Source organism: Planococcus lenghuensis (assembly GCF_001999905.1).
Classification (GTDB): domain Bacteria; phylum Bacillota; class Bacilli; order Bacillales_A; family Planococcaceae; genus Indiicoccus; species Indiicoccus lenghuensis.
Genome location: NZ_CP019640.1, coordinates 1,063,607 through 1,090,093 on the forward strand (window position 1 = coordinate 1,063,607; position 26,487 = coordinate 1,090,093).

Annotated in this window: 37 protein-coding genes; 35 read left to right on the plus strand and 2 right to left on the minus strand. The window is 47.1% G+C overall.

The window, feature by feature from the left end; genetic code table 11:
* Positions 1 to 5 precede the first annotated feature (5 nt).
* The 28 genes from B0X71_RS05400 to B0X71_RS05530 all read left to right on the plus strand — a co-directional run bounded on the left by B0X71_RS05400 (position 6) and on the right by B0X71_RS05530 (position 20,211).
* The gene (locus B0X71_RS05400; RefSeq protein ID WP_232336792.1) at positions 6 to 563 is read left to right on the plus strand and encodes a GNAT family N-acetyltransferase; all 558 of its coding nucleotides are present in this window, start codon (positions 6 to 8) and stop codon (positions 561 to 563) included.
* Positions 553 to 1,002, plus strand: coding sequence for a GNAT family N-acetyltransferase (locus B0X71_RS05405; protein ID WP_077588471.1), 450 nt, complete (start codon positions 553 to 555; stop codon positions 1,000 to 1,002). The genes B0X71_RS05400 and B0X71_RS05405 overlap by 11 nt, the downstream gene beginning before the upstream one ends.
* 147 nt (positions 1,003 to 1,149) lie before the next feature.
* On the plus strand, positions 1,150 to 1,626 hold the full coding sequence (locus B0X71_RS05410) for a GNAT family N-acetyltransferase (RefSeq protein ID WP_077588472.1): 477 nt from the start codon (positions 1,150 to 1,152) through the stop codon (positions 1,624 to 1,626).
* Positions 1,627 to 1,710: 84 nt separating this feature from the next.
* Complete coding sequence (locus tag B0X71_RS05415) at positions 1,711 to 2,016, plus strand: hypothetical protein (RefSeq protein ID WP_077588473.1); 306 nt, start codon at positions 1,711 to 1,713, stop codon at positions 2,014 to 2,016.
* A gap of 135 nt (positions 2,017 to 2,151) precedes the next feature.
* Positions 2,152 to 2,586, plus strand: a complete 435-nt coding sequence (locus B0X71_RS05420) for an NUDIX hydrolase (RefSeq protein WP_077588474.1) — start codon at positions 2,152 to 2,154, stop codon at positions 2,584 to 2,586.
* A gap of 144 nt (positions 2,587 to 2,730) precedes the next feature.
* Positions 2,731 to 3,471, plus strand: coding sequence for an SDR family NAD(P)-dependent oxidoreductase (locus tag B0X71_RS05425; protein WP_077588475.1), 741 nt, complete (start codon positions 2,731 to 2,733; stop codon positions 3,469 to 3,471).
* 145 nt (positions 3,472 to 3,616) lie between these two features.
* Positions 3,617 to 4,435, plus strand: coding sequence for an STAS domain-containing protein (locus B0X71_RS05430; RefSeq protein WP_077588476.1), 819 nt, complete (start codon positions 3,617 to 3,619; stop codon positions 4,433 to 4,435).
* A 35-nt stretch (positions 4,436 to 4,470) separates the two neighbouring features.
* Positions 4,471 to 5,265, plus strand: a complete 795-nt coding sequence (locus tag B0X71_RS05435; protein ID WP_077588477.1) for a DUF4240 domain-containing protein — start codon at positions 4,471 to 4,473, stop codon at positions 5,263 to 5,265.
* A gap of 102 nt (positions 5,266 to 5,367) precedes the next feature.
* A complete protein-coding gene (locus B0X71_RS05440; protein WP_077588478.1) occupies positions 5,368 to 5,718 on the plus strand; it encodes a PadR family transcriptional regulator in 351 nt (116 codons plus the stop codon).
* Positions 5,691 to 6,188 carry a permease prefix domain 1-containing protein gene (locus tag B0X71_RS05445; protein WP_077588479.1) on the plus strand — a complete coding sequence of 166 codons (498 nt, stop codon included), beginning with the start codon at positions 5,691 to 5,693 and terminating at the stop codon, positions 6,186 to 6,188. The genes B0X71_RS05440 and B0X71_RS05445 overlap by 28 nt, the downstream gene beginning before the upstream one ends.
* A gap of 137 nt (positions 6,189 to 6,325) precedes the next feature.
* A complete protein-coding gene (locus B0X71_RS05450) occupies positions 6,326 to 6,970 on the plus strand; it encodes a hypothetical protein (protein WP_077588480.1) in 645 nt (214 codons plus the stop codon).
* Positions 6,971 to 7,023: 53 nt separating this feature from the next.
* Complete coding sequence (locus B0X71_RS05455; RefSeq protein WP_077588481.1) at positions 7,024 to 7,425, plus strand: hypothetical protein; 402 nt, start codon at positions 7,024 to 7,026, stop codon at positions 7,423 to 7,425.
* Complete coding sequence (locus tag B0X71_RS05460; protein ID WP_156889798.1) at positions 7,412 to 7,660, plus strand: hypothetical protein; 249 nt, start codon at positions 7,412 to 7,414, stop codon at positions 7,658 to 7,660. Before B0X71_RS05455 ends, B0X71_RS05460 begins: the two co-directional genes overlap by 14 nt.
* Before the next feature lie 84 nt (positions 7,661 to 7,744).
* The gene (locus tag B0X71_RS21205; protein ID WP_198038690.1) at positions 7,745 to 7,897 is read left to right on the plus strand and encodes a hypothetical protein; all 153 of its coding nucleotides are present in this window, start codon (positions 7,745 to 7,747) and stop codon (positions 7,895 to 7,897) included.
* A gap of 50 nt (positions 7,898 to 7,947) precedes the next feature.
* The gene (locus B0X71_RS05465; protein WP_077588483.1) at positions 7,948 to 8,280 is read left to right on the plus strand and encodes a hypothetical protein; all 333 of its coding nucleotides are present in this window, start codon (positions 7,948 to 7,950) and stop codon (positions 8,278 to 8,280) included.
* Between the two features lie 201 nt (positions 8,281 to 8,481).
* Complete coding sequence (locus B0X71_RS05470) at positions 8,482 to 8,940, plus strand: helix-turn-helix transcriptional regulator (protein WP_077588484.1); 459 nt, start codon at positions 8,482 to 8,484, stop codon at positions 8,938 to 8,940.
* A gap of 388 nt (positions 8,941 to 9,328) precedes the next feature.
* Positions 9,329 to 10,048 (plus strand): hypothetical protein, encoded by a 720-nt coding sequence (locus B0X71_RS05475; RefSeq protein WP_077588485.1) that lies wholly within the window; start codon positions 9,329 to 9,331, stop codon positions 10,046 to 10,048.
* A 138-nt stretch (positions 10,049 to 10,186) separates the two neighbouring features.
* Entirely contained in the window at positions 10,187 to 10,729 is a 543-nt protein-coding gene (locus B0X71_RS05480) for an RNA polymerase sigma factor (protein ID WP_077588486.1), read from the plus strand.
* Positions 10,698 to 12,026 (plus strand): DUF4179 domain-containing protein, encoded by a 1,329-nt coding sequence (locus tag B0X71_RS05485; RefSeq protein ID WP_198038691.1) that lies wholly within the window; start codon positions 10,698 to 10,700, stop codon positions 12,024 to 12,026. The genes B0X71_RS05480 and B0X71_RS05485 overlap by 32 nt, the downstream gene beginning before the upstream one ends.
* Positions 12,027 to 12,305: 279 nt before the next feature.
* A complete protein-coding gene (locus tag B0X71_RS05490) occupies positions 12,306 to 13,802 on the plus strand; it encodes a flotillin family protein (protein WP_077588488.1) in 1,497 nt (498 codons plus the stop codon).
* 108 nt (positions 13,803 to 13,910) lie between these two features.
* A complete protein-coding gene (locus tag B0X71_RS05495) occupies positions 13,911 to 14,276 on the plus strand; it encodes a hypothetical protein (protein WP_077588489.1) in 366 nt (121 codons plus the stop codon).
* A gap of 109 nt (positions 14,277 to 14,385) precedes the next feature.
* On the plus strand, positions 14,386 to 15,867 hold the full coding sequence (locus B0X71_RS05500) for a M1 family aminopeptidase (RefSeq protein WP_077588490.1): 1,482 nt from the start codon (positions 14,386 to 14,388) through the stop codon (positions 15,865 to 15,867).
* A 25-nt stretch (positions 15,868 to 15,892) separates the two neighbouring features.
* Complete coding sequence (locus B0X71_RS05505; protein WP_077588491.1) at positions 15,893 to 16,123, plus strand: hypothetical protein; 231 nt, start codon at positions 15,893 to 15,895, stop codon at positions 16,121 to 16,123.
* A 509-nt stretch (positions 16,124 to 16,632) separates the two neighbouring features.
* Positions 16,633 to 17,163 carry a hypothetical protein gene (locus B0X71_RS05510; RefSeq protein WP_077588492.1) on the plus strand — a complete coding sequence of 177 codons (531 nt, stop codon included), beginning with the start codon at positions 16,633 to 16,635 and terminating at the stop codon, positions 17,161 to 17,163.
* Positions 17,164 to 17,316: 153 nt separating this feature from the next.
* The gene (locus B0X71_RS05515; RefSeq protein WP_077588493.1) at positions 17,317 to 17,760 is read left to right on the plus strand and encodes a hypothetical protein; all 444 of its coding nucleotides are present in this window, start codon (positions 17,317 to 17,319) and stop codon (positions 17,758 to 17,760) included.
* 95 nt (positions 17,761 to 17,855) lie between these two features.
* Positions 17,856 to 19,043 carry a cation:proton antiporter gene (locus tag B0X71_RS05520; RefSeq protein WP_077588494.1) on the plus strand — a complete coding sequence of 396 codons (1,188 nt, stop codon included), beginning with the start codon at positions 17,856 to 17,858 and terminating at the stop codon, positions 19,041 to 19,043.
* Between the two features lie 35 nt (positions 19,044 to 19,078).
* Positions 19,079 to 19,552 carry an SRPBCC family protein gene (locus B0X71_RS05525; protein ID WP_077588495.1) on the plus strand — a complete coding sequence of 158 codons (474 nt, stop codon included), beginning with the start codon at positions 19,079 to 19,081 and terminating at the stop codon, positions 19,550 to 19,552.
* A gap of 89 nt (positions 19,553 to 19,641) precedes the next feature.
* On the plus strand, positions 19,642 to 20,211 hold the full coding sequence (locus tag B0X71_RS05530) for a cysteine hydrolase family protein (protein ID WP_077588496.1): 570 nt from the start codon (positions 19,642 to 19,644) through the stop codon (positions 20,209 to 20,211).
* Positions 20,212 to 20,257: 46 nt separating this feature from the next.
* Here B0X71_RS05530 and B0X71_RS05535 read toward each other — a convergent pair whose 3' ends face one another.
* Entirely contained in the window at positions 20,258 to 20,935 is a 678-nt protein-coding gene (locus B0X71_RS05535) for a type 1 glutamine amidotransferase domain-containing protein (RefSeq protein WP_077588497.1), read from the minus strand.
* A gap of 292 nt (positions 20,936 to 21,227) precedes the next feature.
* Between B0X71_RS05535 and B0X71_RS21355 the strand changes: the two genes are divergently transcribed.
* From B0X71_RS21355 to B0X71_RS05570, 7 genes are all read left to right on the plus strand, one after another.
* Positions 21,228 to 22,469, plus strand: coding sequence for a GNAT family N-acetyltransferase (locus B0X71_RS21355; protein WP_232336793.1), 1,242 nt, complete (start codon positions 21,228 to 21,230; stop codon positions 22,467 to 22,469).
* Positions 22,435 to 23,289, plus strand: a complete 855-nt coding sequence (locus B0X71_RS05545; RefSeq protein ID WP_232336794.1) for an MBL fold metallo-hydrolase — start codon at positions 22,435 to 22,437, stop codon at positions 23,287 to 23,289. The genes B0X71_RS21355 and B0X71_RS05545 overlap by 35 nt, the downstream gene beginning before the upstream one ends.
* On the plus strand, positions 23,289 to 23,561 hold the full coding sequence (locus B0X71_RS05550) for a cytidine/deoxycytidylate deaminase family protein (protein ID WP_077588498.1): 273 nt from the start codon (positions 23,289 to 23,291) through the stop codon (positions 23,559 to 23,561). The genes B0X71_RS05545 and B0X71_RS05550 overlap by 1 nt, the downstream gene beginning before the upstream one ends.
* A 15-nt stretch (positions 23,562 to 23,576) precedes the next feature.
* Complete coding sequence (locus B0X71_RS05555; protein ID WP_077588499.1) at positions 23,577 to 24,083, plus strand: GNAT family N-acetyltransferase; 507 nt, start codon at positions 23,577 to 23,579, stop codon at positions 24,081 to 24,083.
* Entirely contained in the window at positions 24,080 to 24,427 is a 348-nt protein-coding gene (locus B0X71_RS05560; protein WP_232336795.1) for an NUDIX hydrolase, read from the plus strand. Before B0X71_RS05555 ends, B0X71_RS05560 begins: the two co-directional genes overlap by 4 nt.
* Positions 24,428 to 24,704: 277 nt before the next feature.
* Positions 24,705 to 25,688, plus strand: coding sequence for a quinone oxidoreductase family protein (locus B0X71_RS05565; protein WP_077588500.1), 984 nt, complete (start codon positions 24,705 to 24,707; stop codon positions 25,686 to 25,688).
* 185 nt (positions 25,689 to 25,873) lie between these two features.
* Entirely contained in the window at positions 25,874 to 26,176 is a 303-nt protein-coding gene (locus tag B0X71_RS05570; RefSeq protein ID WP_077588501.1) for a TIGR04104 family putative zinc finger protein, read from the plus strand.
* Positions 26,177 to 26,236: 60 nt separating this feature from the next.
* On the opposite strand, the gene B0X71_RS05575 is transcribed toward B0X71_RS05570, so the two are convergent.
* Positions 26,237 to 26,482 (minus strand): hypothetical protein, encoded by a 246-nt coding sequence (locus B0X71_RS05575; RefSeq protein ID WP_077588502.1) that lies wholly within the window; start codon positions 26,480 to 26,482, stop codon positions 26,237 to 26,239.
* Positions 26,483 to 26,487: the final 5 nt, after the last annotated feature.

Genomic DNA, 26,487 nt, shown 5'->3' on the forward strand with positions numbered 1-26,487 from the left:
TAAGCGTGATCAAGCAAATGAAAAGAGGGCGGCTGATCATGCGTGAATTCAAGGTCAGTGACTGGCGGGGCGTCCATGACTATGCATCTGTGGAAGCAGTATGCCGGTATCAGCCTTGGGGACCGAATACGATAGAAGATTCACGGGGATTCGTCCGGCAGGTGCTGACCGACCGGGAAGAAGAACCGCGTATCCGGTATGCGTTTGCAGTGACGGCAAGAGATGAGCAGTTCATCGGTGCCGGTGAGTTGAACATCAAAAGCTTCAATCACCGTTCGGCAGAAATCGGCTATATGGTGAATCCGGCTTTCTGGAGACAGGGGATCGGCACTGAGATTGCGGAACAGCTGTTGGTATTCGGATTCCGGAAATTGAAAATGCACCGGATAGCCGCGACATGCGATGTGCGGAATACAGGGTCGCAGAAAGTGCTGGAAAACATCGGCATGATGCGGGAAGGGACGGTACCGGATCATTTGCTGCTGGCAGATGGCTGGCGGGATTCCTTTTTGTATAGCATATTGGCACCTGAATGGGAAAAGGGGAGAAAAAATGGACGTTAACGTCAGACGGGCAACGGAAGAAGATGCGACGCAATTGTACGGTTTAATGAAGCAGTATATCGTGGATTTTTACGCAAAGGCGGAGCCGGAAGCACAGGAAGTGAAAGCGCATATCCGTTATTTGCTGGCGAATCCGGCAACTGGGCTTCAATTTGTAGCAGAAGAAAATGGCCGGCTGCTTGGTTTCGCGACCTTGTACTTTTCATTCAGCACCTTGCAGCTGAAGCGCCAGGCGATCATGAATGATTTGTTTGTCACAGCGGAAGCCCGAGGTAAAAAAGTCGGGGAAAAGCTGTTTCAGGCATGCGTCAGCTACACCCGGGTCAACGATCTTGCCTATATGTCCTGGGAGACCGGCCGGGATAATGTGCGGGCTCAGGCATTTTACGACAAGATGGGCGGCCTCATCTCTGATCAGGTGTATTACGAAATTGATTAAGGAAAAACAGTTCTGTCCCTTCGACGGAGCTGTTTTTTGTTTAACTTAAAAAAATGAAATTAATGCTAATTTTATAGGAGACAAAAATTTGGTTAGCGGCCACTATTAGAAAAGGAATTCCAGTTTTTTGAAAGTGAGGTAAATGCAATGACTGCATTAAGGGAAATGACCCCTGATGAATTCGACCAGTATTTATCATCTGCTGTCGTTAATTATGCAAATGATCATGCACAGGCAGGAACGTGGACAGAGGAAGAGGCGCTTGGTCAATCAAAACAGCAATATGCAGAGCTACTGCCAAAAGGTACAGACACTAAAAATAATTATTTATACACCGTCGTGGACGGTGCAGAACCGGTCGGTATGATCTGGCTGAAGAAGGAGTCCGACCGGGAAGGGTTCATCTATGATATCTGTATTCGGGAACAGCACCAAAGTAAAGGTCATGGTGAAAAGACGATGAAGCTTATTGAGGGGGAGGGCCGCAAGCTCGGTCTTCAGAAAATCGGCCTGCATGTATTCGGACACAACCAGCCGGCACGTACGTTGTATGAAAAGCTTGGCTATAAAACCACGAATGTCATTATGGCCAAAGATATTATTAACCCGCAGGAAAAGCATTAATGACCGCCGAAAATTGGAGACGGTGAAAAAGGGACTTTTTAATGGCTACGATTGAAATGTATGCTGAATAACTGGAGGAACGGAATGAGGAAGCGGACGCTTGTGTTGCTGACATTATTAATGATTTATGTGGTGACTCACTGTACGCCGGAACTGGCACTGCGAACGCATGTGTTTTTTATGGGGTATCCGGTCATAGCAGTTACAACCGATATTGAAGATGACCCGTATCATAATGATTATCACAGGACAGCATTTGAACAAATGAATGCCCGTGCCTATATGCTGACGAAACCGCCTATTGAAAAGGCGACGGAAAGTGAATTGGTCAGCTTTTTAGTAAAGAAAAAAGGGTTTTTGCATTATGCGGAATACTTGGGAGAAATGTAAGACAATACATAATTGAAATTAAAAGATGAGCGGTGGATAAAAACGGAAGCAAGTATTATCTGGCTTTTTGCTGCTTAAACTGATCGATGAATAATCTTAAGAAAGCAAGCTGGCTGTTGAGAAGGGAATGGGGAAATGGTTCCGCGTGCCAACGCATTAGGATTGATCATCAGGGACGGCTCTTTTCTGCTCGAAGAACAGAAGGGGAAACATTCAAACGGGGATGGGTATTTCTACCGGCCGATTGGCGGCACCATCGAGCTTGGCGAGTGGTCGGAAGAAACACTGAAGCGGGAATTTGTTGAAGAGCTTGGCGTATCAATACGTATACGCCGCTATCTCTCCTGCATGGAAAATATCTACCGGATTGAAGGGAAAATCGGACACGAAATCACCCAAATGTATCTCGTTGAATTCGAGGACGAGCGCCATTATGCGCAGGAAATTTTTGCTGTAGCAGAAGGCGACCGTGTGACACATGCAAAATGGATTCCAAAAGCAGAATTGCTGACAGGCGAATTAGTCCTGTATCCGGAAGGATTAATCGATTTAATCGCAGTGGAATTCTGATTGGATAATATACCTGAAGGTAAGTTCATTTTCTTGCAAAAGTTTGTGAAATTATTCACAAAACCTTGTGATTCTCTATATAAGCTAAAAGCATTTTGGTATAATGAAGGTGGAAGTAAATATAGGAATCGAGGAGGAAACAGCATGAACTTGGACGGAAAAGTGGCAGTTGTAACAGGCGGAGCTTCAGGGATCGGACTGGCGGCAGCGAAATCGTATTTGGAAAAAGGCGCGAAAGTAGTGATCGCGGACTACAACGAAGAAGGCGGACAGCAAGCCGTTGAGCAGCTGAAAAACAGTGGAGAAGTGCTCTTTATTGCAGTCGATGTTGCCAAAGAAGAGTCAGTGGAACAGCTTATCGCTAAAACCGTAGACCAATTCGGCCGGGTGGATATCATGGTGAACAATGCCGGAGTAGGCACGCTGGGTGAAACTCACGAATTGAGTTATGAGGATTACCACCGGGTCATTGCCATCAATCAAGATGGTGTCTTTTTTGGCGCCAAGCACGCGATCAGACAGATACTGAAGCAAGGTGACGGCGGTGTCATCATCAATACCTCCTCGATTCTCGGTTCTGTTGGTGAAGGCGGCGCATTTGCTTATAACGCAACAAAAGGTGCCGTAAATCTGATGACAAAATCCCTGGCACTCCAGTATGCACCGAATGGTATCCGGGTGAATGCGGTGGCGCCGGGTTATGTGGAGTCCGGAATGGTGAACAAAGAAGCACTCGGTGATTTTTATGATGCGCTCGTTGACAGACACCCTGTCGGCCGTCTTGGCCAGCCTGATGAAATCGCCCATGCAATTATCTTCCTGAGCGAAAACGAATTTGTTACAGGCACTACCTTAATGATCGATGGCGGCTACACCGCCCAATAATAATGCAGAGAGCTGCCAGCTGGCAGCTCTTTTATTATGCAGGAAAATATTATTATTGGAATTAATAGATTTTTTTGCAAAATCCCCGCCCGCTTTTTTGTGTTGGAGTATAATGGAGTCAATTAGTATAAAAGGTGGGATGGCCATGTCCTCGTTTTCCCGATTTGCTGAATATGTGAGTGCCCATGCGGAACAATTGGCAGCAGAAGTAGTCGAAACGGTGATGCGGAAAATGCAGTTTTACATATCGGAAAATGAACAGCAATCAACGTTTAATATGTATGTCCAACTCCTTAGCTTTTTCGGGGAGTCCCTTTTGAAGCCGGAGCGGGATGAAATGCCTGCGGCGGTGATTGATTGGAGTAAAAAGAACGCAGCAAAACAAGTGGCTGCAGGCGGTGCTGTCTCAGAAATCGTGATCCGGTACCCGCTGACGAGAAGTACATTCAATGACCTGCTGACGCGGATCAGCATCGATCTCGGTCTTTCCCAGCAGGAGACGGCCCATGTCATTAAACAGATTGACGGGATACTGGATGTCAGTCTCAACGAAACCATCTTTGCGTTTGAAGAGTATTCAGACCGGCTGCAGCGGGAGACACAGCAGGAACTCGCAAAACTTTCTGCTCCTATTGTGCCGGTGAAAGATGATATTGTCATTTTGCCGCTCATCGGAAAAATTGATATGGACCGGGCTGATTACATATTGGATTACATCGTCCCGCAATTGGCGGACCGGGGAGTGACACATGTGATTTCAGACTATTCCGGTGTGTATGCCATCGATGAACAGATTGCGGCAGCGCTCGGCAAAATCGGCAATACGCTGCGCCTTATGGGTATCCGGGTAATCGTAGCCGGACTCAGGCCGGACTTGGCGCAATCGATTGTGAACAGTGGTCTCGATATGAAAAAGATGGAATCGTACGCAACAGTGAAACAGGCCCTGAAGAACCTCAGTTGACGAAATAGCCTGAAATACAGTAAAGGGGAAGAACGATGGAGAGACTGCTTATCTGCCAAAACGGATCTTCGAACAAATTCTGGTTTCTAAAGGTGACTGGAACGAAATACAGCGTGACATACGGAAAAATCGGCACAGCCGGCACAGTGAAAGTAAAGCATTTTGAGTCAGAAGAGGCATGCCGGAGTGAAGCGGAGAGACTGATCCGATCGAAAATGAAAAAAGGATACAGTGAAACCGGACTGAAAACCCCGAATTCCGTTAGGAAAGAAAGTGAAATGGATGATGCGCTCTTTTGGGAACTGATCGAGACGTCACGCATGGAAGCAGACGATTCAGAAGAGCAAGTGGAGTGGCTGATTGGAAAGTTGCGGAAAAGACCGGTTCAAGACATCATCCGATTCGACTGGCTCTTCAATCAGCATTACGCCAAATCTTATACATCTGATTTATGGGCTGCCGCATTCATTGCGATGGGCGGGTGCTCCGATGATTCGTTTGATTATTTCAGAGCATGGCTCATTTCCCTTGGGAAACATGCATACGAAAGAGCTGTGGCGGATCCGGAATCGATTTTGCCGTTTTTGAAAGCTATGGAAGCCGCTGGAGAGGTGCCGGAACTGGAAGGGCTACTGTATGTTGCGGGTCAGGCATATGAGGAGAAAACCGGGCAAGATGATGAACAGTACTTTGAATTGTATACCGAATTGACGGGTGATTTGGCGCTGAATCCCGAAATTGAACTGGATTGGGCAGAAGATGACGAAGAAGAGCTTCGGACCAGGTTTCCGTTATTATGGCATCATTTCGGCGAAACACCGTTGGGATAACTCAATCATGGAGGCACTGCAGATATGCAGTGTTTTTTTATCTTCAATATACCTTGTGCAACGATGCATAGAATGTTACCTTGGAGTCAAGGGGTGATCCCATTGGATAAAGATCTGATGCGCGGCAGTGTGGACATTTTGATTTTATCGCTCATTGCGCGGCAAGACACATATGGCTATGAAATCGTAAAAAATTTGAAAGAATCAAGCCAGGAACTGTATACGATGAGTGAAGGCACACTTTATCCGGCGCTGAAACGGCTGGAGAAAAAGGACTGGATCGAGTCATACTGGGGAGATGCGGAAACGGGTGGGAGACGCAAATACTACCGTATCACTGCTGCCGGCAAGCAAGAGTTGGCAAAGAAGCTGAATGAATGGAACAAGGTGAATCAGCTGATCAGCATGAACTCGGAGGGGATTCCATGGACGAGCAATTTCAGAACTACGTAGACGGCATCATGCGGGAAGTCGTCTGCCGGGATGAACAGAAAGCGGAAATCGCGGAAGAGATGCATGACCATTTGCAGTTGCTGAAAGCGGAATACATGGAAGCGGGCAAAACAGAACAGCAAGCCGCACAGCTGGCAATCTCCGCTTTCGGACAGAAAAAGCAAGTGGGCCGGCAGCTTCAGAAAGAGTTGTTTCCTCATTTGCAACTCTTGAAATGGATCAGTTCAGGACTGTGTCTGTTCATCGCCTATTTTCTTTTGAAGCAAGGACTGGCATTGCAGCAAATGGGAACTGATGTGGATGGTGAGGGAATCGGCATTCACTTCTTCATTTTCGAAGTGAACGACCGGGTGCCTGAAGAGAATATCCCACACTATGCGCTAAGATTTCTGACAGCGGGTGTTGCGATGATGTGGCTTTCTTTACTCGTGTTCAATAAAAAAGTTCTTAATTATATTGCACAGATCTAAGCAGCCCCTCGGAGCTGCTTTATTTTTTTCCATTCTCCTTCCAAAAAGTTCCGAGAAATATTATGATAATATTGAGACGAAATATTCTGAACAAAAAAGTACGGAAAACAATGAGTATCTGGAAGGTGGGAATGCAATTGGGTAAGAACATACTGCTAATTGCACTGCTTGGCATGCTCCTCGCAGGATGTGAAGAAACTGGGGAAACAGAAGCGGCAGTAGAAGTGGAAATGAAAAGCATGGAAGAGCAGCAGAAGCAATTGGAGACATTTACGTATGAAGATTACCGGATGGTTTTCGATGAAGCGGCAGCCCGTGCCGAAGAACTGGCGACTGAAGACGATTTGCTGAATAAATGGATTTTGCGGGTGCTGGCAGATGATGAACTTCTCTACGCATCTGACTTTTCGGATGAAGAAGCCATCCGGTTCGCCAGGCAGGAAATGGTTGAAAATGAAGCATGGAAGCGTTACGCACAGGAAGAATACGGCGTTTCAATTACTGAAACTGAAGTGGATGAATTTATCACAAAAGGACCGATTGCGAGTCTCGACCCCGATTCAGATTTGGCATACGATGAATCTTACATGGCCATGCAAAAAGCCATCGCAGATTCCCTGGGACTGACACAGGAAGAATTGGAATATGAATTTCAGCGGGACCTGTACGAACGTGCTGTGATTTGGGAGAAGCTGGAACCTGAATTGACGGAAAAATACGGTGAGTCTGCTGACGTGCGGGCAGAATATAATGAAGAAGTCAATGCCTATATGAACAGCTGAGGCTGTATGGAGTTGATCCGGACTAAGCAGAAATGCGGAGAAGAGGAACGGATATGCGAAAAGGAAATGTTCTGCCGGTGATTCTGTCAGCTGGGCTGCTGGTCGGGTGTTCAGAGATCGGCATGGGACCTGATGCCGCTGCCTGCCCGCCGAATGCAGTAATTGACTGGATGGATGTCCTCATGGTGAATGGTATCACTTATGCAGCTGATGCTGAAGGCTTGAACGATGGGAATGAAGAGCAGGGCGAACGGATCGGTGAAGTGAAATACTCCATGGATGGTCATGCGTGTTCCGACCATCAATTGAGAAATGGCGATGCCGCTTTTCTGAGTACAGGTACTGATATTTATGAAGTTGCGGAGTACGATCCGGATTTCCGGGTGCTGGCAGGCGGGAAAGTGTACCAAGTGCAGGAGAATCAGCAGGCAGCAACTATCAGTGAACTTGTATGACATCGAAGGTAAAGTGTCGAAAATGAGCCTGGCCAGTCCATTTGACGGCAGTCATGTTACAGACTTTGCACCGGAAGAAACAGCAGTGTTCCTGGAACAGTTCCTGGCGCTCGAATATGTCGGTTTGATGCGGTTTATCCTGAGATTAAAAGTGATAAGAGAGCATTTCTGCGGATTCATTTGGAAGATGGCTCATCATTTCAGATTGTATACTGGCCCACAGAAAACGTTCTGAATCCAGGTGCGAGAGGAACGGCGACCATGCAGGGAATTGTCCAGCAGAAAGTGGAGTCAGTTCAATAGAAAGGGAGGAGAATTCATGAAAATATCAAAAATCCGTACAGTTCTGTACACGACCGCCCGGATTCTCGGTGACATTTCCGCTGTTAAAAACGGAACAATTCATAAACGGATTGCGCGGAGAACACTTGGTAAAGCGGCCGGACGCATCATTGGGAAAATCATCAAATAAACCGGACATCAGGAAAGTGACTAGACCAGCAACACGGAAAGGAAGATTGGATGAATAAAGGGATACTCATACTGCTGCTTGCTGCATTGCTGGCTGCCTGTTCTATAGAAAGCGGGATATCACAGAGTGAAGCGGAAGAAATCGCATTGGAGCAGGCAGCAGCTGACGGCTTTGGGTCTCCTGAACTATGGACCCGCTTTGGGGAAGAAACAGCGCCAGTCTATCAGTATTCCAAAACGCTTAATAAAGATGTGGGAGCATGGGCAGTCAGCATCGAAGCAGAGGGCAATCCGGCAATAAAAAATACTCCTGCCGCCATCTACTACATTAGCAAAGAAAAAGGTGAAGTGGTCGATCAAATCCGCGGAATTGATCCGTCATGAAATACCGCAAAAAGAATTTTCATTTAGATTTTGAAAATAGTTTGCCATACAGAAACAAAAGAAATTGAATGAATAAAAATCGAAAACGGGCAGCCGCCAGTTAAGGCTGTTTTTTTATTGTCTTATAAGAGGATGTCAAATGAGAGATTGACCGAAAGCCTAATGAGTGTAAAAATACACATATGAGGAGGCTGGGTACTTATGGACAAAGAAGAGTTTATCGGCCTGATATCAGGCAAAATGAAATTGGTGCGGACTGAACAGGATTTATCACAAGATAAAATGGCGGAAATCTTAGGCATCTCCAAGAAAACATTGGTTCAGATTGAAAAAGGGCGGATGGATGCCAATTGGACCACCGTCGTTGCGTTCTGTGCACTTTTCAATAATAGCGAGTTACTTAACTCGATTATTGGAGACCGTCCGATGGAATTCGTTCATATGTTCAGCAATAAAGACGCAGCATTCCCGAAAGGCAGGACAAGGGGCGGGAAAGTCTGGTGGAAAGATATCGAACACCGGCAGGATTTCCGTCTGCAGCAAAACCTGATTAGCAATCATTACCGCATCCTGGATAGTGATGAATTCCGCTGGTTCAGTACATTCGATCAAGCGGAGGGCTTGCGGCGATTAAAGGAACTGCAGGATTCGGGGAAATAACTGGATTCATTTAAAGCAGTAATTTCTCTCGAGAAAAAAGAGCGGGGGAAACACCCCGCTTTGAAATCCGGATAAGATAAGTCACTTTAATAAGAGCAGGCAGCGAGTAATGGATTGTTATTCGCTGCCGGTTTTTTTGGTTAACTTTTTTTGACAAAAGCAGTCATTTCCGCTCAGGGCTTGATCATGATTTTTTCCACCCAGCTACCAAATGACTCCAGCTAACGGTATGATGAGAATAAGTTGATAGACCTTTCAGCCATTAAAGATGGATGGCAGCCGAAATGAAGTGACAAATAGTTGAAATGTATCAGGAAGGTCAACGTTATTTACTCGGATGGACTGCGGGAAACGGAAAAGATAAGGGCACGGAAAGGGGAAGTGTGGAATGGCACGACTCATACTGGCATGTCTCGTGATTGTTTCCATTGCTGCAGCTTGGTTGGGATACAGCCGGCTGACCGATGATACGTATGAAGGAATGTCGATCATACCGGAAGAGCATGAGGATATTCCCTTGTATGAAGGGCTTGAACCGCAGGAACATCAGTACACGCTGCAAGGGAATGAATGGCAGGAAGTCCGGGGCTTCTATCTCGATACATTTCCCGGGCTGGGCTGGCGGCTGGTACATGAAGAATCAGCCCTCGATGACCCTGACGTCAGCAATGATTCGAGCGGATTTATGACCCGGTGGCGTAAAGATGGTTTCGATGGTGAACTGTGGATTTCCGGAGGCTATAACCAATTCGATGATAAAACAGAAATCATATTTGATCAAACCCAAATTAGGACACAGTCCGTCTGGCTGGAAGAGGCACCGGACAGCATCTGCATTTATCAGACTGAAGAGGACGACCACTGCAGCCGAACGGAAGACCCCGACATCATCCGCGTCTTGACTGATTTCGTAAATGCAGGAAACGACTGGGAAGATGCTGCGGATCTGAGCGAAGAACTGGCGGTTATTGATTTTGGCACCTTAGAGGTAAAAGTGGCACAGCCGGAAGGTGGAGATGTTTTTCTGCAATCAACTGAAGGCGTGAAAACTATGAAACCGGAACCGGAGTTTCTGAAGTTACTGGAATATGTAGTTGAGCATAACTGATATGCAGGGGTTGATAGATAACCGAATTCACTCAGTTCTGTACGAACTGGGATTTTTTTTGCCGTTTTTTGATTTTCGCTGAACTTTTTTCTTCCCGGTGTGTCTAATGGATACAGACAAAACGAAGGAGGTGCCGGAGTGGATGACAGGGAATTGGCCCAAAAAGCGATTGCCGGGGATGATGAGGCGTTTTTGGCTGTGATGCAATTGCACAAAAAAGATCTGCTAAGAACTGCACTTGCCTTTTTGAAAAATGAGTATGAAGCGCTTGAAGCACTCCAGGAAGTGACGTACCGTGCGTATAAGAAAAGACGGACCGTGAAAGAACCTGCTTACATAAAAACGTGGCTCATCCGCATCATGATCAATTATTGTCAGGATCAGCTGAAAAAGAACAAGCGGTTTATATCACAGGATCGGGTTGCCGACACAGCGGTGACGGATGATTTTTCACGGCTCGAGCTGCAGGAAGCCTTAGCGATACTATCACCGGAAGAACAGCAGCTGATTTACTTAAAGTACTTCCAGGACGTGAAAATCAAAGACTTGGCAAGGCAGGAACAGATTCCGGAAGGAACAGTCAAATCGAGACTCCATAAAACACTTCGCACATTGCGGAAGCATTTCGATGACAAAGGAGGGAGCGACCATGGCAGAACGGGAAGAAGCAAAACTCAATGAGCTCCGGAAGCGGATTGAAGCGACAGAACTGCCGCTGAACAAAGCGGATGGTGCTATTCTGCAAGGCATGGCCCGGGCAAAACGGGAACAGGAGCAGAAGCGCAGAAAACGGAAGCGAGGATTGTTGATGTTCGCTGCAGCGGCTGTTCTGTTTCTTGCGTTGGTCACTTCGATCCGGGTATCGCCGGCGTTCGCCTCATCCGTCGCATCGATTCCTGGAATGGAACGCTTCGTTGAAATGATCCGGTACGATAAAGGGCTGCGGAGCATCGTCGAAAACGACTATGTCCAGAACATTGGCGTTTCACAGACCAAGGAAAAGGTGACACTGACTATTGACGGGGTCATACTCGACGAATCGGGGATCAACGTTCATTACACGCTGACGTCTCCGAAGTCTTTGGAACACGTGACCATCAGGCGGCCATCCATTGAAAATGGAGGCCAAGAGCTGCCGCCCGCGAGCATCGGTTATGGATTTCCGCATAACGGGGAATCGCCGACTGTCTATACGGATGTGATCGAATACCGTTTTTCGGAACTTGTTCAGTATGACAGTCTTGATTTTACGCTGGGACTTGAAGTGGGTCTGGGAAAAGAAAAAATCGGATTCTTGGTGCCGTTCGAGGTTCCGGAACCGCCGAACCCCCCAATCCGGTTTGATGTGAACCAATCCGCGAGCATCGAAGGACAGGCATTTACAGTGGAAACGGTGACCATCCACCCGCTGCAGGTGGCTGTTGATATTAAATTCGATTCGGATAACTCAATGAAAATCTTGAATATTGAAGATATGCGTCTCGTGGACGAAACAGGAGAAATCTGGAGTTCCATCGCGAACGGATTGACATCGACAGGCGAACAGGGAGCAGATGTAACTTACTATCTGCAAAGCAATTACTTCGAAACACCGGAAGAATTGGTTCTGAAAATCGGGAAGTTGCAGGCTGTGGACCAAGAAAACGCGGCGGTTGTTGTCGATACTGAAAGTGAAGTTCTCCTCCGCAGTCCGTCAGACGGACAATTAAAGCTTGATGAAGTGTCAAATGGCCTTATCCGATTTTACATGGAAGATCAGGCGGACGATGGGCATACGTACGATATGTTCGGTCAAGTGACGGATGCAACCGGCAAACAAATCAATTTGTCTGCCATCGGCATGTATCAGGATGGAAACAGAGAGTATTGGGAAGTTATGCTCGACGAAGACTATACAGGTCCGCTTGCCATCGAATTGACCGCTTACCCGACTGTTATCGAAGGAGATGTCGAGATCCCGCTAAAAAAACCACAATAAGCGGTTCGTCAGCAGATGAATTTCTAAGAAAACAGCCTCAAAAAACAGGCGGAGAAGAATCTTGGATTTTTCTTCGCCTGTTTTTGACTTGGGCATGGATTTCTTAATTTTAGTTAAGGGGCTCGAAGTTTCCACTTTCACATGGAGCTCGTCCTTTCTTAGAAGAGAAAATGGATGAAACAGCTAAATTAATTGGAAAAATAATTACTTTTTTGAAACTTTCAACATTGAAGTTCGTACTACAAGTAAGCAAGCAATACATACTAAGGGGGAGAACGAATGGAAACAGCAGGAATTATCACATTCATTATCGTGTTGCTGATTGTGGCAGCGCTCGCGGGGGTCGGGTATTTCTTTTGGATGAAGCTCCGGTACCGGACAGCAAAATCAAATGAAGCGTTGATCATTACAGGGCCGAAACTCGGTGATCCGGAGAAAGACCGTAACATTTTCACGGATGACGAAGGCCGGTCGATGAAGATCATCCGCGGGGGTGGTTATCGCCTCAAGCGGTTCCAGACATCAACGCCGGTCAACCTGACCTCATTTCAATTGAAACTGTCAACACCGCGCGTCTATACGAACGCGGGCGTGCCGATCGTAGCGGATGCCGTGGCGATGGTGAAAGTGGCGGATACCCTGAACGGAATCGCCAATTACGCGGAGCAATTCCTTGGAAAAGCACAGGCGGAAATCGAGACGGAAATCATCGAAGTGCTTGGAAGTAACCTGCGGGCGATCCTATCGAAAATGACGGTGGAAGACATCAATAGTGACCGTGAAAAATTCAACACGGACGTTCAGGAAGTCGCCCAGAAGCAACTCGATCTCATGGGCTTTAAAATCACTTCCCTCGGATTGACGGATCTCCGGGATGCCGATGAGCAGAACGGCTATCTTGAGAATCTCGGCCGGCCACGGATTGCAGAAGTGCGCAAGCAGGCGGAAATCGCCGAGGCGAATACGGAGCGTGAAACGCGGATCCATCGGGCACGGACAGATCAGGAAGCGAAAGAAGAAGAGTATATCCGGCAGATTGCGATTGCTGAATCCAAAAAGCATAAAGACATCCAGGACGCCGCGTTCAAAGAAGAGACGGAACGCGCGCGTGCGAAATCAGAACAGTCCTATGAGCTTGAAAGAGCAAAACTTGCAAAAGAAGTACAGGACGAGCAATTGAACCTGAGATTCATGGAACGTGAACGCGCGGTTCAACTGGAAGCGGAAGAAAGCAAGGTCCGTAAAACGAAAGCCGACGCGACCTACTATGAAACCACCCGCGCTGCAGAAGCGGAGGCCCGCAAAGCGGCGATTGCCGGTGAAGCGAAGGCGAAAATCCGCCGGGAAGAAGGGGCTGCGGAAGCGGAAGTCATCCGTGAACGCGGGAAAGCGGAAGCGGAATCCCGGAAATTATTGGCCGAAGCGATGGAAGAACACGGCGATGTGATTATCACGGAGAAACTTATCGACATGCTGCCGGTCTTTGCAGAAAAAGTGGCACAGCCGCTCAATAATATCGATTCAGTGAAAATCATCGATTCCGGCAATGGCCAAGGCATTCCATCGTTCGGCAAGAGCGTGACAAAAACGATGGTCGATATGCAGGAGCCGCTGAGAGAGATGACAGGCATCGACATCGGCGAACTGCTGAAATCATACGCCAGCGGCAATAAGAAGAAAATATTTTATTCGACACCTGGGGCTCTTCCGGTTGGATCGGAAGAAGCCGCGACCTTGGAGATTAAAGAAGTGGATGAAGATACGGAAGAACAATAACGAAACGATAAAGGGGTGGCCCAATGGGGGTCATCCTTTTCTGATGGGTATTTTTTGAAACTCTTGCCTGCTCATTTCGTCTAACAGCAATAAGGGGATGTGAAAACCATGCGAACTCTATGGACCGGTTTACTGCTGCTGTCAGCAGGATGCAGCGGTCAGCAAATAATGACCGAAACAATCGGCAATCCAACTGTGGAAGAAGTGCTGGATGAAGGCAGGGAAGATATCTTCCTCCTTGATGACATCGTGTATTTGAATGGAGAAGAGATCGATTGGGTACAGGAGCGGGAATATGTTCTCGGAGAAGAAGTCGGTGAAGTCACGGCCCAGGCGACAGAACCTGAAGAATTTAAAGATGGGACAGCGAATGTCCTTCCTGTTGGAACGGTCATTTACACTACCGATACGGAATTAAATATTGCGATTGTAAACGGGAAAAAAATTCCTTACATTCCGTTGGTTGAAGGGTAGAAATATTCAGTCGTAATGGATATCCATTGGATTTATTGAACGACAAGGATTTTGCAGTGCCGGTACAGAAAGAAAAGACAGTCGAAACGAAAAATGGGGAGGCCGAGAGATGCACGGAAAGAAATACATGTCATTGATCATGACAGCCCTGATTTTGAGCGGTTGCAATGCCGGACAGGAAACGGAAGAAGCAGAACCGATCGAAGAAGAATCGGTAGTACCGGATATTGCGGAAGTCAAAGAATCGACAGAAGAATCAGTAGAGGAACCGGCCGAAACAGAAGAACCGGTGCCAGAACTCACTGCAGTTCAATTGGAAGACATTGAAGGAAGTCCGGCTTACGGGATTTCCATGGTGATGGATGAAGAGGGACTTTTCCGTATGAATGTGCAGGTGCGTGTGACCAATGAGACAGAGGAAGCTTGGCAGGACCTCGGCTTTCATTTTGTGCCGAACGCGTTTACAGAAGAGAACAAGCCGCTGTTTCTTGAAGAACCGGCAATTGCTGACATCATCGGTATTAAAATTGAAGAGGAAGAAGTCCCTTATGAACTCGACAGCGGCCGTCTTTTGCTGCAGCTGACTGAACCGCTCGAACCGGGAGCGGAGCAAATGGTGGAAGCCGAATATACACTTGGCCTGCCTGAAAATGGCGTCCGGCTATCTAAGGTGGATGGCAGTTTCTTTCTCGCTCATTGGTATCCGATGCTTGGACGCTATGACGAAGGCTGGAAAATCGAGGACTTCAATCTTAAAGGGGAATCATATGAGACAGGTTACGGCAATTATGTGATCAATTATGAACTGCCCCGTGAATTCCTTGTTGCGAGCTCCGCAGTTGATGATGAAACGAAACCAGTATCGTCAGGTACAGTTGAGGGCGAGCAAATCAAGGATTTTTACATCGCATTTATGGATCCTGAAAATTGGGTGAAGGAGACAACGACTGCAAATGACACGGAATTGCGGATTTTCATGCCTGCCGGTTCGGATTATATAGATAAGGTTGCGATTTCAGCAGAAAATGCATTTGCTTTTTTTGAACAAAAGATCGGAGATAACCCGGCCGCACAGCTGGATATTATCGCGAATAACGGGGCGATGGAATATCCGAACATCATTGAAGTGCGTGACGCACCGGATGATTTCAGGTCAACACTCGTTCATGAAATCGGCCACCAATGGTTCTACTATCTGGTATCAAATGATCCGTTCAGCGATGCGTTCCTTGATGAGGGCCTCACCGAGTGGGCATCAGCCATGTACTTGGAAGAGATGGGGGATGCCAAGGGTTTTGAGCTTTCCGAGCGATTGACCGAGTCGAATTCCATTACTGAGTTTGCCAATGTACGCTTGGATGAGTTTGGAGAAATGGACTATTACGCAACCGTCTATGGCAAAGTGCCGCTGCTTTTACAGGAATACTTTGAAGCGAATGGCGGAGAAGAAAAAGCGTTTGAATTCCTGTCTGCTTATTACAAGGAATTTAAGTACGAGTACGTAGATGCGGAAACATTTGCTGTGTTCTTTGAAGAACAACTTGAAGGCGATCAGCAAGAGTTCCTGAATAGCTGGCTTCGGCTTGAATGAAGATAAAATGGGAAGGAACTTGTTGATGGCTTCAAACGTAAAAGTGCTGGGAGGCAGTAAAATTCACTTGCGTCCATTAGAACTTGCGGACACCAACATACTCTGCCAGGCGCTGAATAATGACAAGAAAATGCGGCATCACACCGGCAAAAAAGCAAAAATCCTTTTTCAATTGGTTACCCTTGTCCACAAAGCCTGCCGAATGGCAGCCGATCAGCTGAAACGGGTCAATGAAGCAAATAAAGCCGCTGCCTGACTTTTATCCGATTATAGAAACCATTCCCTTTTCATCTAGGAGGAACGGGAACTTATGAAATGAGCTCAACTATGTATTTTTAAAATTCCCAGGAGTATCCTTTGAAATTATTGGAAGTATTGGTACAATTAAAGAAAGAGAAATAGTCTGACTATAAAAAGAGGGGAATCCGATAATAAGGAAGGAGATGGGATCGTGTTCTTGCCTGGTGAGTCACTCTGGCCCGTCCTTGTATACGGTGTTCTAATGGTGATTGTGTTGTTGGGGCTGTTTATGTTATATGCGGAAGAGCAGCGGAAATAAAAACGTACGATAAGAGGAGTTGAACACCTGGCGGCTGCCAGGTGTTTTTTTTTTAAAACCCAACCGGTGAAACTATTTGATAGCCTTAATCGTACAAAACCTTATAGAAGGAAAACATGGAGCGGATAAGCTGTGAAAAATCCTCTTTGACTGTTTCATTACAGTGAACTAAGCGGAAAGAAAATGGGAATGGGGGCGAAAAAATCATGAAAAATGCTGCAATGCTACTGGCGGTACTGCTTCTAGTCATAGCCACAGGTTTTAAGATTGCATATGCCAGTTCTCCGACTCAGGAGAATTCCGAAATACAGGTAGCGGCAGTGAATGCTGGGCTCGATGAAAATGGCGATACGGTATTTAAAATATATTTCATGTTTGACTTGGACAAGAACCCCATTTTGGCAAATCGGAATGCGGTACAAGTGGATTGGCCGGATGGCTGGAGGCTTGAAAGTTACAACTTGATGGAAGACGGAAAGTACAGGGACAATGGCACGACGGTTCGGTCTGTTAACAAGCGCAGTGATATCAGAATTGCTGTGGATTCAGCGCGGCACTTTAATCAGTACGGTCAAGGACAAGGCTATATCATCCTTACTTCTGAAGATAAAGAAGTGATCTGCGAGCAGATCAATTCCAGCGTTCACGTCGGATTCCATTACACGAGTCCGGTAAAGAAATTCAAATTCGCTGATTCTGCTGCATGGAATAATGAGGCGGCTGTGGGCTTTCATTAATAACAATTGATCAGATTGCTGTCAGCGACCGGTACTGCGAGTGACTGGTCTTGTTTCTTTCATTTGCGGTCTATCAGGGCAACAGACATTGACGATCATTTACGGAACGTGAATGAGAAGTTTACAGTCAGACAGCTTGACGGAGGTGGAGAAATGAAAAAAGCGATGCTGCTTTTTATTTCATTATTCTTTCTGAGCGTGCCTGCAGTCAGTGCACTTGAGTGGGCGAATTTTTTTGTTGTATGGGATGGGAATATTTATGAGATTACAGAAGAGGAGATTCCTTCAAGTAAAATCGGAGAACGAATTGGAGAAGTTACGTCTCAGGCAAATGATATGACAGGAGATTTTTTCGGGAATGCATCTAATTATTTCCCGACAGGAACAGATTATTTTACCATTGATGGCTTTTCGGCAAACACGGCCATCGCCGTAGAGACAGAAGAAGGAAAGTGGATTCGTGCTGTCTATGCGCATGAAGCCCCAATCAGCTGGCTACCGGTCAGATGGTCAACACTGTCCGGCAAATTGCTGGCGGGAATTGCTGTCTGTATTGCCGGTGCATTGGTGTATGCGGTAGCAGTCAGCAAAAACTGACTACTGGTAATCATCATGAAACGGTGTAGGGGTTGTGCTCGCTTTCAGACTGGAGGACAATAGGGATAACTTACATTTGTCTGGAGGAATTTTCTATGTCAACGATACCGATTATGGCAATGTTAGGTATCGGCTATGTCGTTTTTATGGTGGATAAGAAACAGAAGAACTTTCCGATTCCTGTCGCCTTGTTGCTGGTTGGCATTGGTTTGTCGTTTATTCCGTTCTTTACTCAAATCGAAGTGACGGAAACACTTATTTACCATATTTTCATTCCAGGCTTGCTGTTTGCTTCTGCTTACCAGGTCTCTGTAAAGGCGTTACGGGAAAATGCAAAAGTGATCGGGCTGCTCAGTACAGTGGGTTTACTTTTGACGGTTCTCTTGTTAGGAGCGGGCATTTATTACCTGGGCAATTTCTTTTTCCCGATCTCCTTCATTGAGTCAATGGTGGTTGCAGCTGTGCTGGCCCCGACCGATCCGGTATCCGTAGTAGCAATACTGAAGCAAGCAGCGTCTGACGAAGATATTGCAAACATCGTAGAAGGAGAATCGCTGATCAATGATGGTACAAGCATTGTGCTGTTCAGCGTGCTTGCTGAGATGTACATAAGTCACAATATGTTTAACTTTGGCTCTTTCGCCTATGAGTTTGCTTATGTTTCCATTGGCGGAGCGGCCTTGGGATTACTGGTCGGCTGGCTTTTAAGTAAAGCTGTGAATGTTACCCACCACCATGACTATCAAGTAATGCTCAGCATCATTATTGCTTATGGGGCATTTGAGCTTGCAGAGCAGTTCGGTTTTTCCGGTGTGCTGGCGACTGTTGCAGCGGGTATCATGCTGTCATGGCAATTCACCCACGGAATTAAAGAAAAGGATTATCGAAAATCACTATATGGTTTCTGGTCAGTGTTAGAACCCTCACTGCTTATTATCCTGTTCCTGCTACTGGGCATCGTTGCGACGGAATTCTTATTATATGCGAATTGGGCGATTGCCTTGGGGATTTTGTTATTGTCTCTTGTCGTTCGGTTTCTTGTTGTGTTTGGAACCATGCAGTTATTCAGGGGGCTGCATCACGTGGTGGACTGGAAGAAAGTGTTTCTTATCTCCTGGTCGGGAATTCGCGGATCCATGTCCATCTTTTTATTGCTTACATTGAGTGTGATGGTACTTGGCGATACAAATAAACTGCTTCTGCTGTCTTATCCCGTGGTTTTCCTGTCACTAGTCATCCAAAGTGTAGGTCTTTATCCGTTATCGAGACGTATGGAAGAGTGATAAATGGATTTCTTTAATGGAAAGGAGGATGGCAAATGCCAGTTATCAGGCATGAAATCAGGATAGCTGCACCGATTGACGTCTGTTTCGATTTGGCGCGGAATGTTGAACTGTTCGCTATGGCTTCACCCCAACCGAAACAATGGGCGGTCGCTGGCATGACTACTGGTTTGCTGGAACGCGGAGATACTGTGATATGGGAGAGCCGACATCTGGGAATCAGGCAATACATATCAGCGGTAATCACAGAGATGGAAAAGCCGGTCCATTTCACAGATGTAATGGTGGAAGGGATTTTCCGGTCATTTATAACTCATCATGAATTTGAAGAGGTCAAAGGCGGCACCCGCATGACAACTGTGTTTTCGTATCAGTCCCCGTTCGGCATTGCCGGAAAACTGGCAGACAGGCTGTTTCTTGAAAGATATATGGAACAATTCATTATAGAACGGGCGAACGGTTTAAGGCGGGTTGCGGAGATGAACGAGTCGCAGGTTATGCGCCTGTAAATGCAACCTGGCATTCACTGTTGACGTTGTAGTAACAGAGACTGCGCTGATTAAACTGAGCGGTTATCACGACTAAGGGGATAGTGAACATGGGGAACAGGGCGCTGATTTTGGTCGATATCCAAAAAGCCTTTCATGATCCGAAATGGGGAGAACGGAACAACCCGGATGCAGAGAAAAACGCCGGGAAGATTCTGAAGCTCTGGCGGGAAAAGGGCTGGAAAATAATTCACGTCAGGCACCGAAATGATACGCCGGGTTCTGTCTTCCACCCTGAGGGAGCAGGTTTTGCCTTTCAGGAAGAGGTGATGCCGCTTATAGGTGAAACGATCATCACGAAAACTGTGAACTCAAGCTTCATTGGAACCGGCTTGGAAGAGATATTAAGAGAGAATGGGATTACGACTGCTGTCATTTTTGGACTAACAACCCCACATTGTGTATCTACAACGACGCGGATGAGCGGGAACCTTGGATTCACGACTTACTTGGTCTCTGATGCAACAGCGGCATTCGGCTTAGAGGATCAGCATGGCACATATTATGATCCGCAAACCATCCACGATGTGTCGCTTGCAACCCTACATGAAGAATTCGCGATGATTGTGACAACTGAGGAACTGATAAGTGAAATGGAGCTGGAGGCTCAATCAGTTTAATAAAAAAAGAGGACAGGCCGTCTGCAGGCGGCCTGTCCTTTCTGTGTTATTTCTTCCCGAGTGCCTTTACAAGTTCTTCACCCATCCGTTCAGAGGAAAATGGATCCCGGCTTGTAACAATCTGATCGTCGGCCCAGACGGCATGACCGTTTTGCTCTAGATTGCCCTGGTCATAATCACTGATCTTACGCATTTCCTGCTCGAGGCTGAATGGCAAAATCTCCAGAAGGCCTTCCGGTTCAATTACATCCGGATAACCCGTCACTTTTTTTTCAGCGATAATGCTCTCGCCGTTCGGCCGCATCGTATGGAGCAGCGGTGCCGGTCCATGACATTCCGCTCCGACAATGCCGCCAGCATCGTAAATTGTATTGATGATGTTGTGAAGATCCTGATCTTTCGCAAGATCATACATCGCCCCGTGGCCGCCGACAATCAGTACTGCGTCATAATCGGCCGGATTGATATCTGCCAGTTTTTTTGTTTCATCCGCTTTTCCTGATTCATACAATTCCTTGTAGATCCGTTCCGGGTCCACATCTTCACTCAGGCTTGCCTGGTCGATCGTCGGTTTGCCGCCGAGCGGGGAGGCAAGATCCACTTGGTGGCCCGCTTCCTGAAGAATCTTCATCGGCGCAAATAGCTCCTCTGCCCACCAGCCGGTCTCATACATATGTTCCTCATCTTTGTATCCGCTTGATAATACTGCAAGTACGTTTGCCATTATAAAACCTCCAGTTCTTATTCGTGCCAGTCCTTACTTTACCCGTTACAGGGAAAATGAAATCCGGAAATTTTTTATAAAAATGAAACCAAGTCGTCTTATGGTTTCGTGGGCAACCCATAGTAAACGAAGAGAAATCAGAAGACTGCGGGGAGAAGATAGGCAGTCGATGAGGAGCCTGGAGAATCCATTAAGCTGAAAACAACCGGTTTGTGATCATACAGGCATGGAAGCATCTTAATAGAAGTGCTTTTTCTTTTTGCTAAATCGTATAATGAAAGCAGGAAGGTGAATGAATATGGAATTTCAGTTCCTAACGATGACTCAACAAGAGGCGCAGGAAATCGCTTTTAAATGGCATTACGACGGGCAGTACGCATTTTATGACATGGAAGCGGACCGGGGAGATTTGGAAGAATTTCTGGATCCCGCAGAGCGGAAAGGAATAGTTTTCGCAGCATATATGGCGGGCGCGCTTGCCGGCTTTATCAGTATTACTCGCCAGGATGCCGAAACCATTGAACTTGGTCTTGGAATGCGGCCGGATTTGACCGGACGAGGGCTCGGCAGTTCATTTTTGGCAGCCGGCTTGGCATTTGCGAAAGCGCATTTTTCTTTCTTTCGGGTAACGCTGGCTGTGGCTGCGTTCAACATGCGTGCGATCCGGCTCTATGAAAAATACGGGTTCAGTCAGACAGCCGTCTTTAAACAACAAACCAATGGCGGCGAATATGACTTTCTTAAGATGGACTATCGGCTTCTTCCACCTTCTGCAGAGGCTGTTATCCGAACATTGATGAGCGAAATAGGAACTGTGCTTAATGGTAACTTTGCCGGTTTTTATATTCATGGTTCACTTGCAATGGGCGGCTTTAATCCGGCAAGGAGTGATGCTGATGTGCTGGTTATTACAGCACAGCCGCTTTCAGTGCATGAAAAGCAGCAACTCCGGAAAATTTTGTTGATCCGATCCCTGGAATCTCTTCCTATTGAAATAACTGTCATGAATAAAGAACAATTGACCAAGTGGCAGCATCCATCACCGTTTGATTTCCATTTCAGTGAAGTATGGCGGTACCGGACGGATCAGCCGGCTGCTGATCCGGATCTCGCTGCACATCTGACCGTGCTGAAACACCGGGGATTCTGCATTTGTGGTGAGCCGGCCGCGAAGATAATGCCCGAAATCCCGTGGCCAGACTATGTGGATGCGATTCTCAGTGACTTCGATGATTGCCGAAAAGCGCCAATGATAAATCCGGTTTATAGCGTGCTGAATGCCATTCGGGTGCTGATGGCAGTGAAGGAGCGCATGATTGCTTCAAAAAAAGAAGCGGGAGACTGGGGACTGGGCGAATTGCCGGAAGAGTGGCACGGACTGGTACGCTTGGCTGCGGATAATTATGCCAGTGGCAAGGATAAGGAGATGGACAGCATGAAAGTAGACGAATTTTTGGGATATATAGAAAATGAAATCAAACAGGAAATGAGGAATGGACATGCTGAAGAAAATTACAGATCGGGTTTATTATAAAGAACAGGTAAACGAGACGGACCGGCCGGCACTCGGACTGATTGTAGGAGACATATGCAGCCTAGTGGTAGATGCAGGCAATTCACCAGCTCATGCACGGGATTTTCTCGCTGAAGCTGCTGAAACGGCAACATCTCCACTGAAGTATTTGGCGCTGACGCATTGGCATTGGGATCATAGCTTTGGTACGGAAACGATGGGGTTGACAACCATCAGTCACGAGCAGACGAAAGAGCGGCTGGAACACTTAAAAACGTTGTCCTGGAGCGATGAAGCAATCGATGCCCGGGTGGAAACCGGTGAGGAGATTGCTTTTTGCCGCGATATGATGAAGAAAGAGATGCCGGATAGAAGCGGGCTTACAATCCAATCTCCCGATATCACATTTTCTGAGCGGCTGGAAATCGACCTCGGCGGTGTAACTGTCGTACTCGAGCATATCGGTGGAGATCATGCCCCGGATTCTGTGGTGGTGTTTGTGAAGGAAGAAAAAGTGCTGTTTCTTGGAGATTGCACATCGGTGGATTTATACAGCGGCGACTGGAGCTACGACCGGGACAACGTGGAATCGTTATTGGCGCGCCTCAGCACATTCGACGCGGATGTATTCCTTCATTCACATCATTATCCCGAATCGAAGGAGGAGACGTGGACTTACTTGGAATTGATCCGCAATGCAGGAGAAGCGACGGGCGATGCCAAGATGGTAGAGGAAGCCGTGTCACGTTTTAAGGCGATGTATGAAGCGGCGCCGGATGAAGAAACTTTCGAATTGATGGGGTACTTTGTGAGCGGCAACAAGAAGAAGGAAGGCATCTGATGGATATCTTTCCGCTCACTGCTGCCTGCGCGGAAGCGATTGCCATCGGAAATGCCATTGCTCAGGGGAAGAACGAATTCCATACAATCGTAGCGGTCCGGCAGCCGCATCCGGATGAAGGAAAGATGGAGCCGAAAGTCGTCAGTCCATGCGGCATGTGCAGGGAACTTATCTCCGATTACTCACCTGAATGCTTCGTGATTTTGAAAATGGACGGAGAATTGAAGAAAACGAAGATTGAGGAATTGATCCCGCTGAAGTATATGAGATGAAAAGGGGTAATGGGGATGGAAATCAGAAAAGCGCGTGCGGGTGATGAAGCTGGCATTATCCAAGTCTGCAGTGAAGGATACTGGCATACATACAAGGAACTGCTGCCTGAAAACACGATCAGTCAAATCATCACCGATTTCTATACAGCACAACGAGTCGCTGAAGAAATCCGGAACACCTCACAGAGCTGGAATGGCTGGTTCGTAGTAGACGATGGCCGAGCGATTCTCGGAGCTGGCGAAGGGGGCTTTATTGGAGAACGGATTGCGGAACTGTTCGTTCTCTATTTGGAACCTTCAAGAAAACAGGAAGGCATTGGCAGCCGGCTGCTTGAAATGATTACGCAGGATCAAATCAGCCGGGGAGCTGTCGAACAATGGGTCTCTGTGAGCAAAGGGAATGAGATGGGCATTCCTTTTTACGAAGCCTGCGGATTTGAGCTGCAAAGGGAGGAGCCGATGCATGGAGTGCCTGGAGAACACGGCTTCCGGGCACTGCGCTACAGGAGGATACTCAGGTGATAAGCACTTTCGTGCAATGGGGAGAAGCGACCGTGAAATTGACCTGGGTGCCGGGAGCAGAAGTTCCGGACGCCGGACTGGTCACCAGCGTGCACGGGATGTGTATGCAAGGCGAGGAACTATTGCTTGTCAACTTGGATCACCGCGGATGGGACATTCCAGGAGGCCGGATTGAAGGAAGGGAAGACCCGGAAACTTGTTTTAAGCGGGAAGCCATGGAAGAGGGTTATGTTTCAGGGCAGTGCCGATTGTTGGGTATGTCGTTGTTGATCATACGGATAATCCCTCATGGACAGAGGAAAACGCATATCCCAAAATCGGGTATCAGGTTTATTACAAAATGAAGATCACTTGCTGGCACTTTTTTGAAGGCGGTTTTGAATCCGGCGGGAGAGTATTGCTGCCTGCAGAGCAGGCGGCGGCAATCCATCACGATTGGAATAATGTGTTGCAGGCAATACTGCAGTTTGCACAGGGAAACTAATAACGTTTTTATGTGAAAAGTATTCGCTTACAAGGAAAAGCATTTGATCTGTTTACAAAAGCAGCTTTGATACTTGTATTTGTCTTGACCGACAGCAAAAACGCAGTCAGTCAATGAACAGAAGGGAAGATGTTATCATGAAAGCAGTCATGGTGACCGAATTCGGAAGCGCGGATTCTATGCATTATACAGAAGTGGATATGCCTGATGTGAAAGCGCATGATGTGCTGATCCGGGTGGAGAAAACCAGCGTGAACTTTGCGGATATTAAATCCCGCTATGGGAAGAAAGGGGCACAAATTCCTTTTATTCCAGGACTTGATGCCGCAGGAGTTATTGAAAAAGTCGGAGCGGATGTACAAGCGTTGCGCGCTGGCCAGCGGGTCATCGCTTTTCCGAAACATGGATCTTATGCAGAATTCGTACTGGCATCAGAACAACTGGTTTTTCCGATTCCTGATGGCTTGGATATCAATACGGCAGCAGCTTGCCCGACGGTTTCTTTCTTATCTCACCGCTTATTGACCAATATCGCTGATTTGCAGCAGGGCGAATCGGTGTTGATTCATGCAGCTGCAGGAGGTGTAGGGACGACCGCTATCCAGTTGGCGAAGTTGCTTGGCGCCGGTCAAGTAATTGGGACAGTCGGAAGTTACGATAAGGTGGAGATCGTCCGTGCAAATGGAGCGGATCACATCATTAATTACCGTAAGGAGGATTTTGCGGCAGCAGTAAATGAACTTACGAATGGACAAGGCGTCGATGTTATTCTCGATTCAGTTGCCGGTGAAATCACAGAAACTAGCTTGGAATGCTTGGCTCCATATGGCCGGCTCGTGCAGTTTGGCAACTCAGGGGGTAGAGCAGGGACGATTAAAACTAATGATCTGCATGCAAGCTGTCGATCAGTGCTCGGGTTCAGCCTTGGAACAACAAGAAAAAAGCGGCCGTATTTATTGAAGGAGACAGCAACGCAGATATTCCCATTACTGGCGGATGGCCGGCTGAAGATGAACATCGGTCATGAATTCACCCTTCGCGAGGCGGCTGATGCACACCGGCTGATGGAAAACAGATTGAGCACAGGGAAGATCCTGCTGAATGTCCGAAATGGGGAATGAAAAGAAGGGAAGCGCCTGTCTCTGGTGAGTTTTTGAAAGGAAACAAATCAATTCCTCCGCATATCGGGTGATACGGACTCTTTCTTTGTTCCATGATATAGTAGAGATAAAGATAAACAGTTCAGGCTGACTGAGCTGATTGCCGGAAAGCGGGCGGGACAGCAAAATCAGAGGGGTTGAAAATCATGCCGAGGTGTGAGAACTGCGGCAGGAAATGGCCGTGGCGCGATGCTTTTATAAAATCCTGGTTTCTGATCAGTGGAAAGGCATGCCGGTATTGCGGCGTGAAGCAGTATGTTACACCATCCTCAAGACGCCGGATGGGATTTTTATCGATTATTCCGGTGGCTGTGCTGCTGCTGACAGAGTCGGTAATAGAAGTTAACCTATTAGACCATTTCTATATTGCAGCAGCAGTTGTCGTATTGATTGTTGCATTTCTGCCTTTTTCGATGGAATTGACAAGTGAAGAGCAGCCGTTATGGTGAGAAGTTATAACACACAAAAACGAGGAACAGGAGTCCTCGTTTTTGTGTGTTATTATTCAGTTATTCCACTTCCCGCAGAACTTTTTCAATCCCTGTTAAGCGCTCATTCAATTCACTGATCATTTGAGTCTGCTGCAGCTGAATGTCAGCATTCTCTTTATCAAGCTGGAGCCGTTCTTCGGCCCGCCGTTCTGTCCGGCGCACGAGCCGGACGACGTATACAATGACCGCCACCAGCAAAGCGAGCGGCAGAAGCGTGAACAGGAACATCGTGATGAGCGGGACTAACGGAACTAAACCTTCCATCGAAA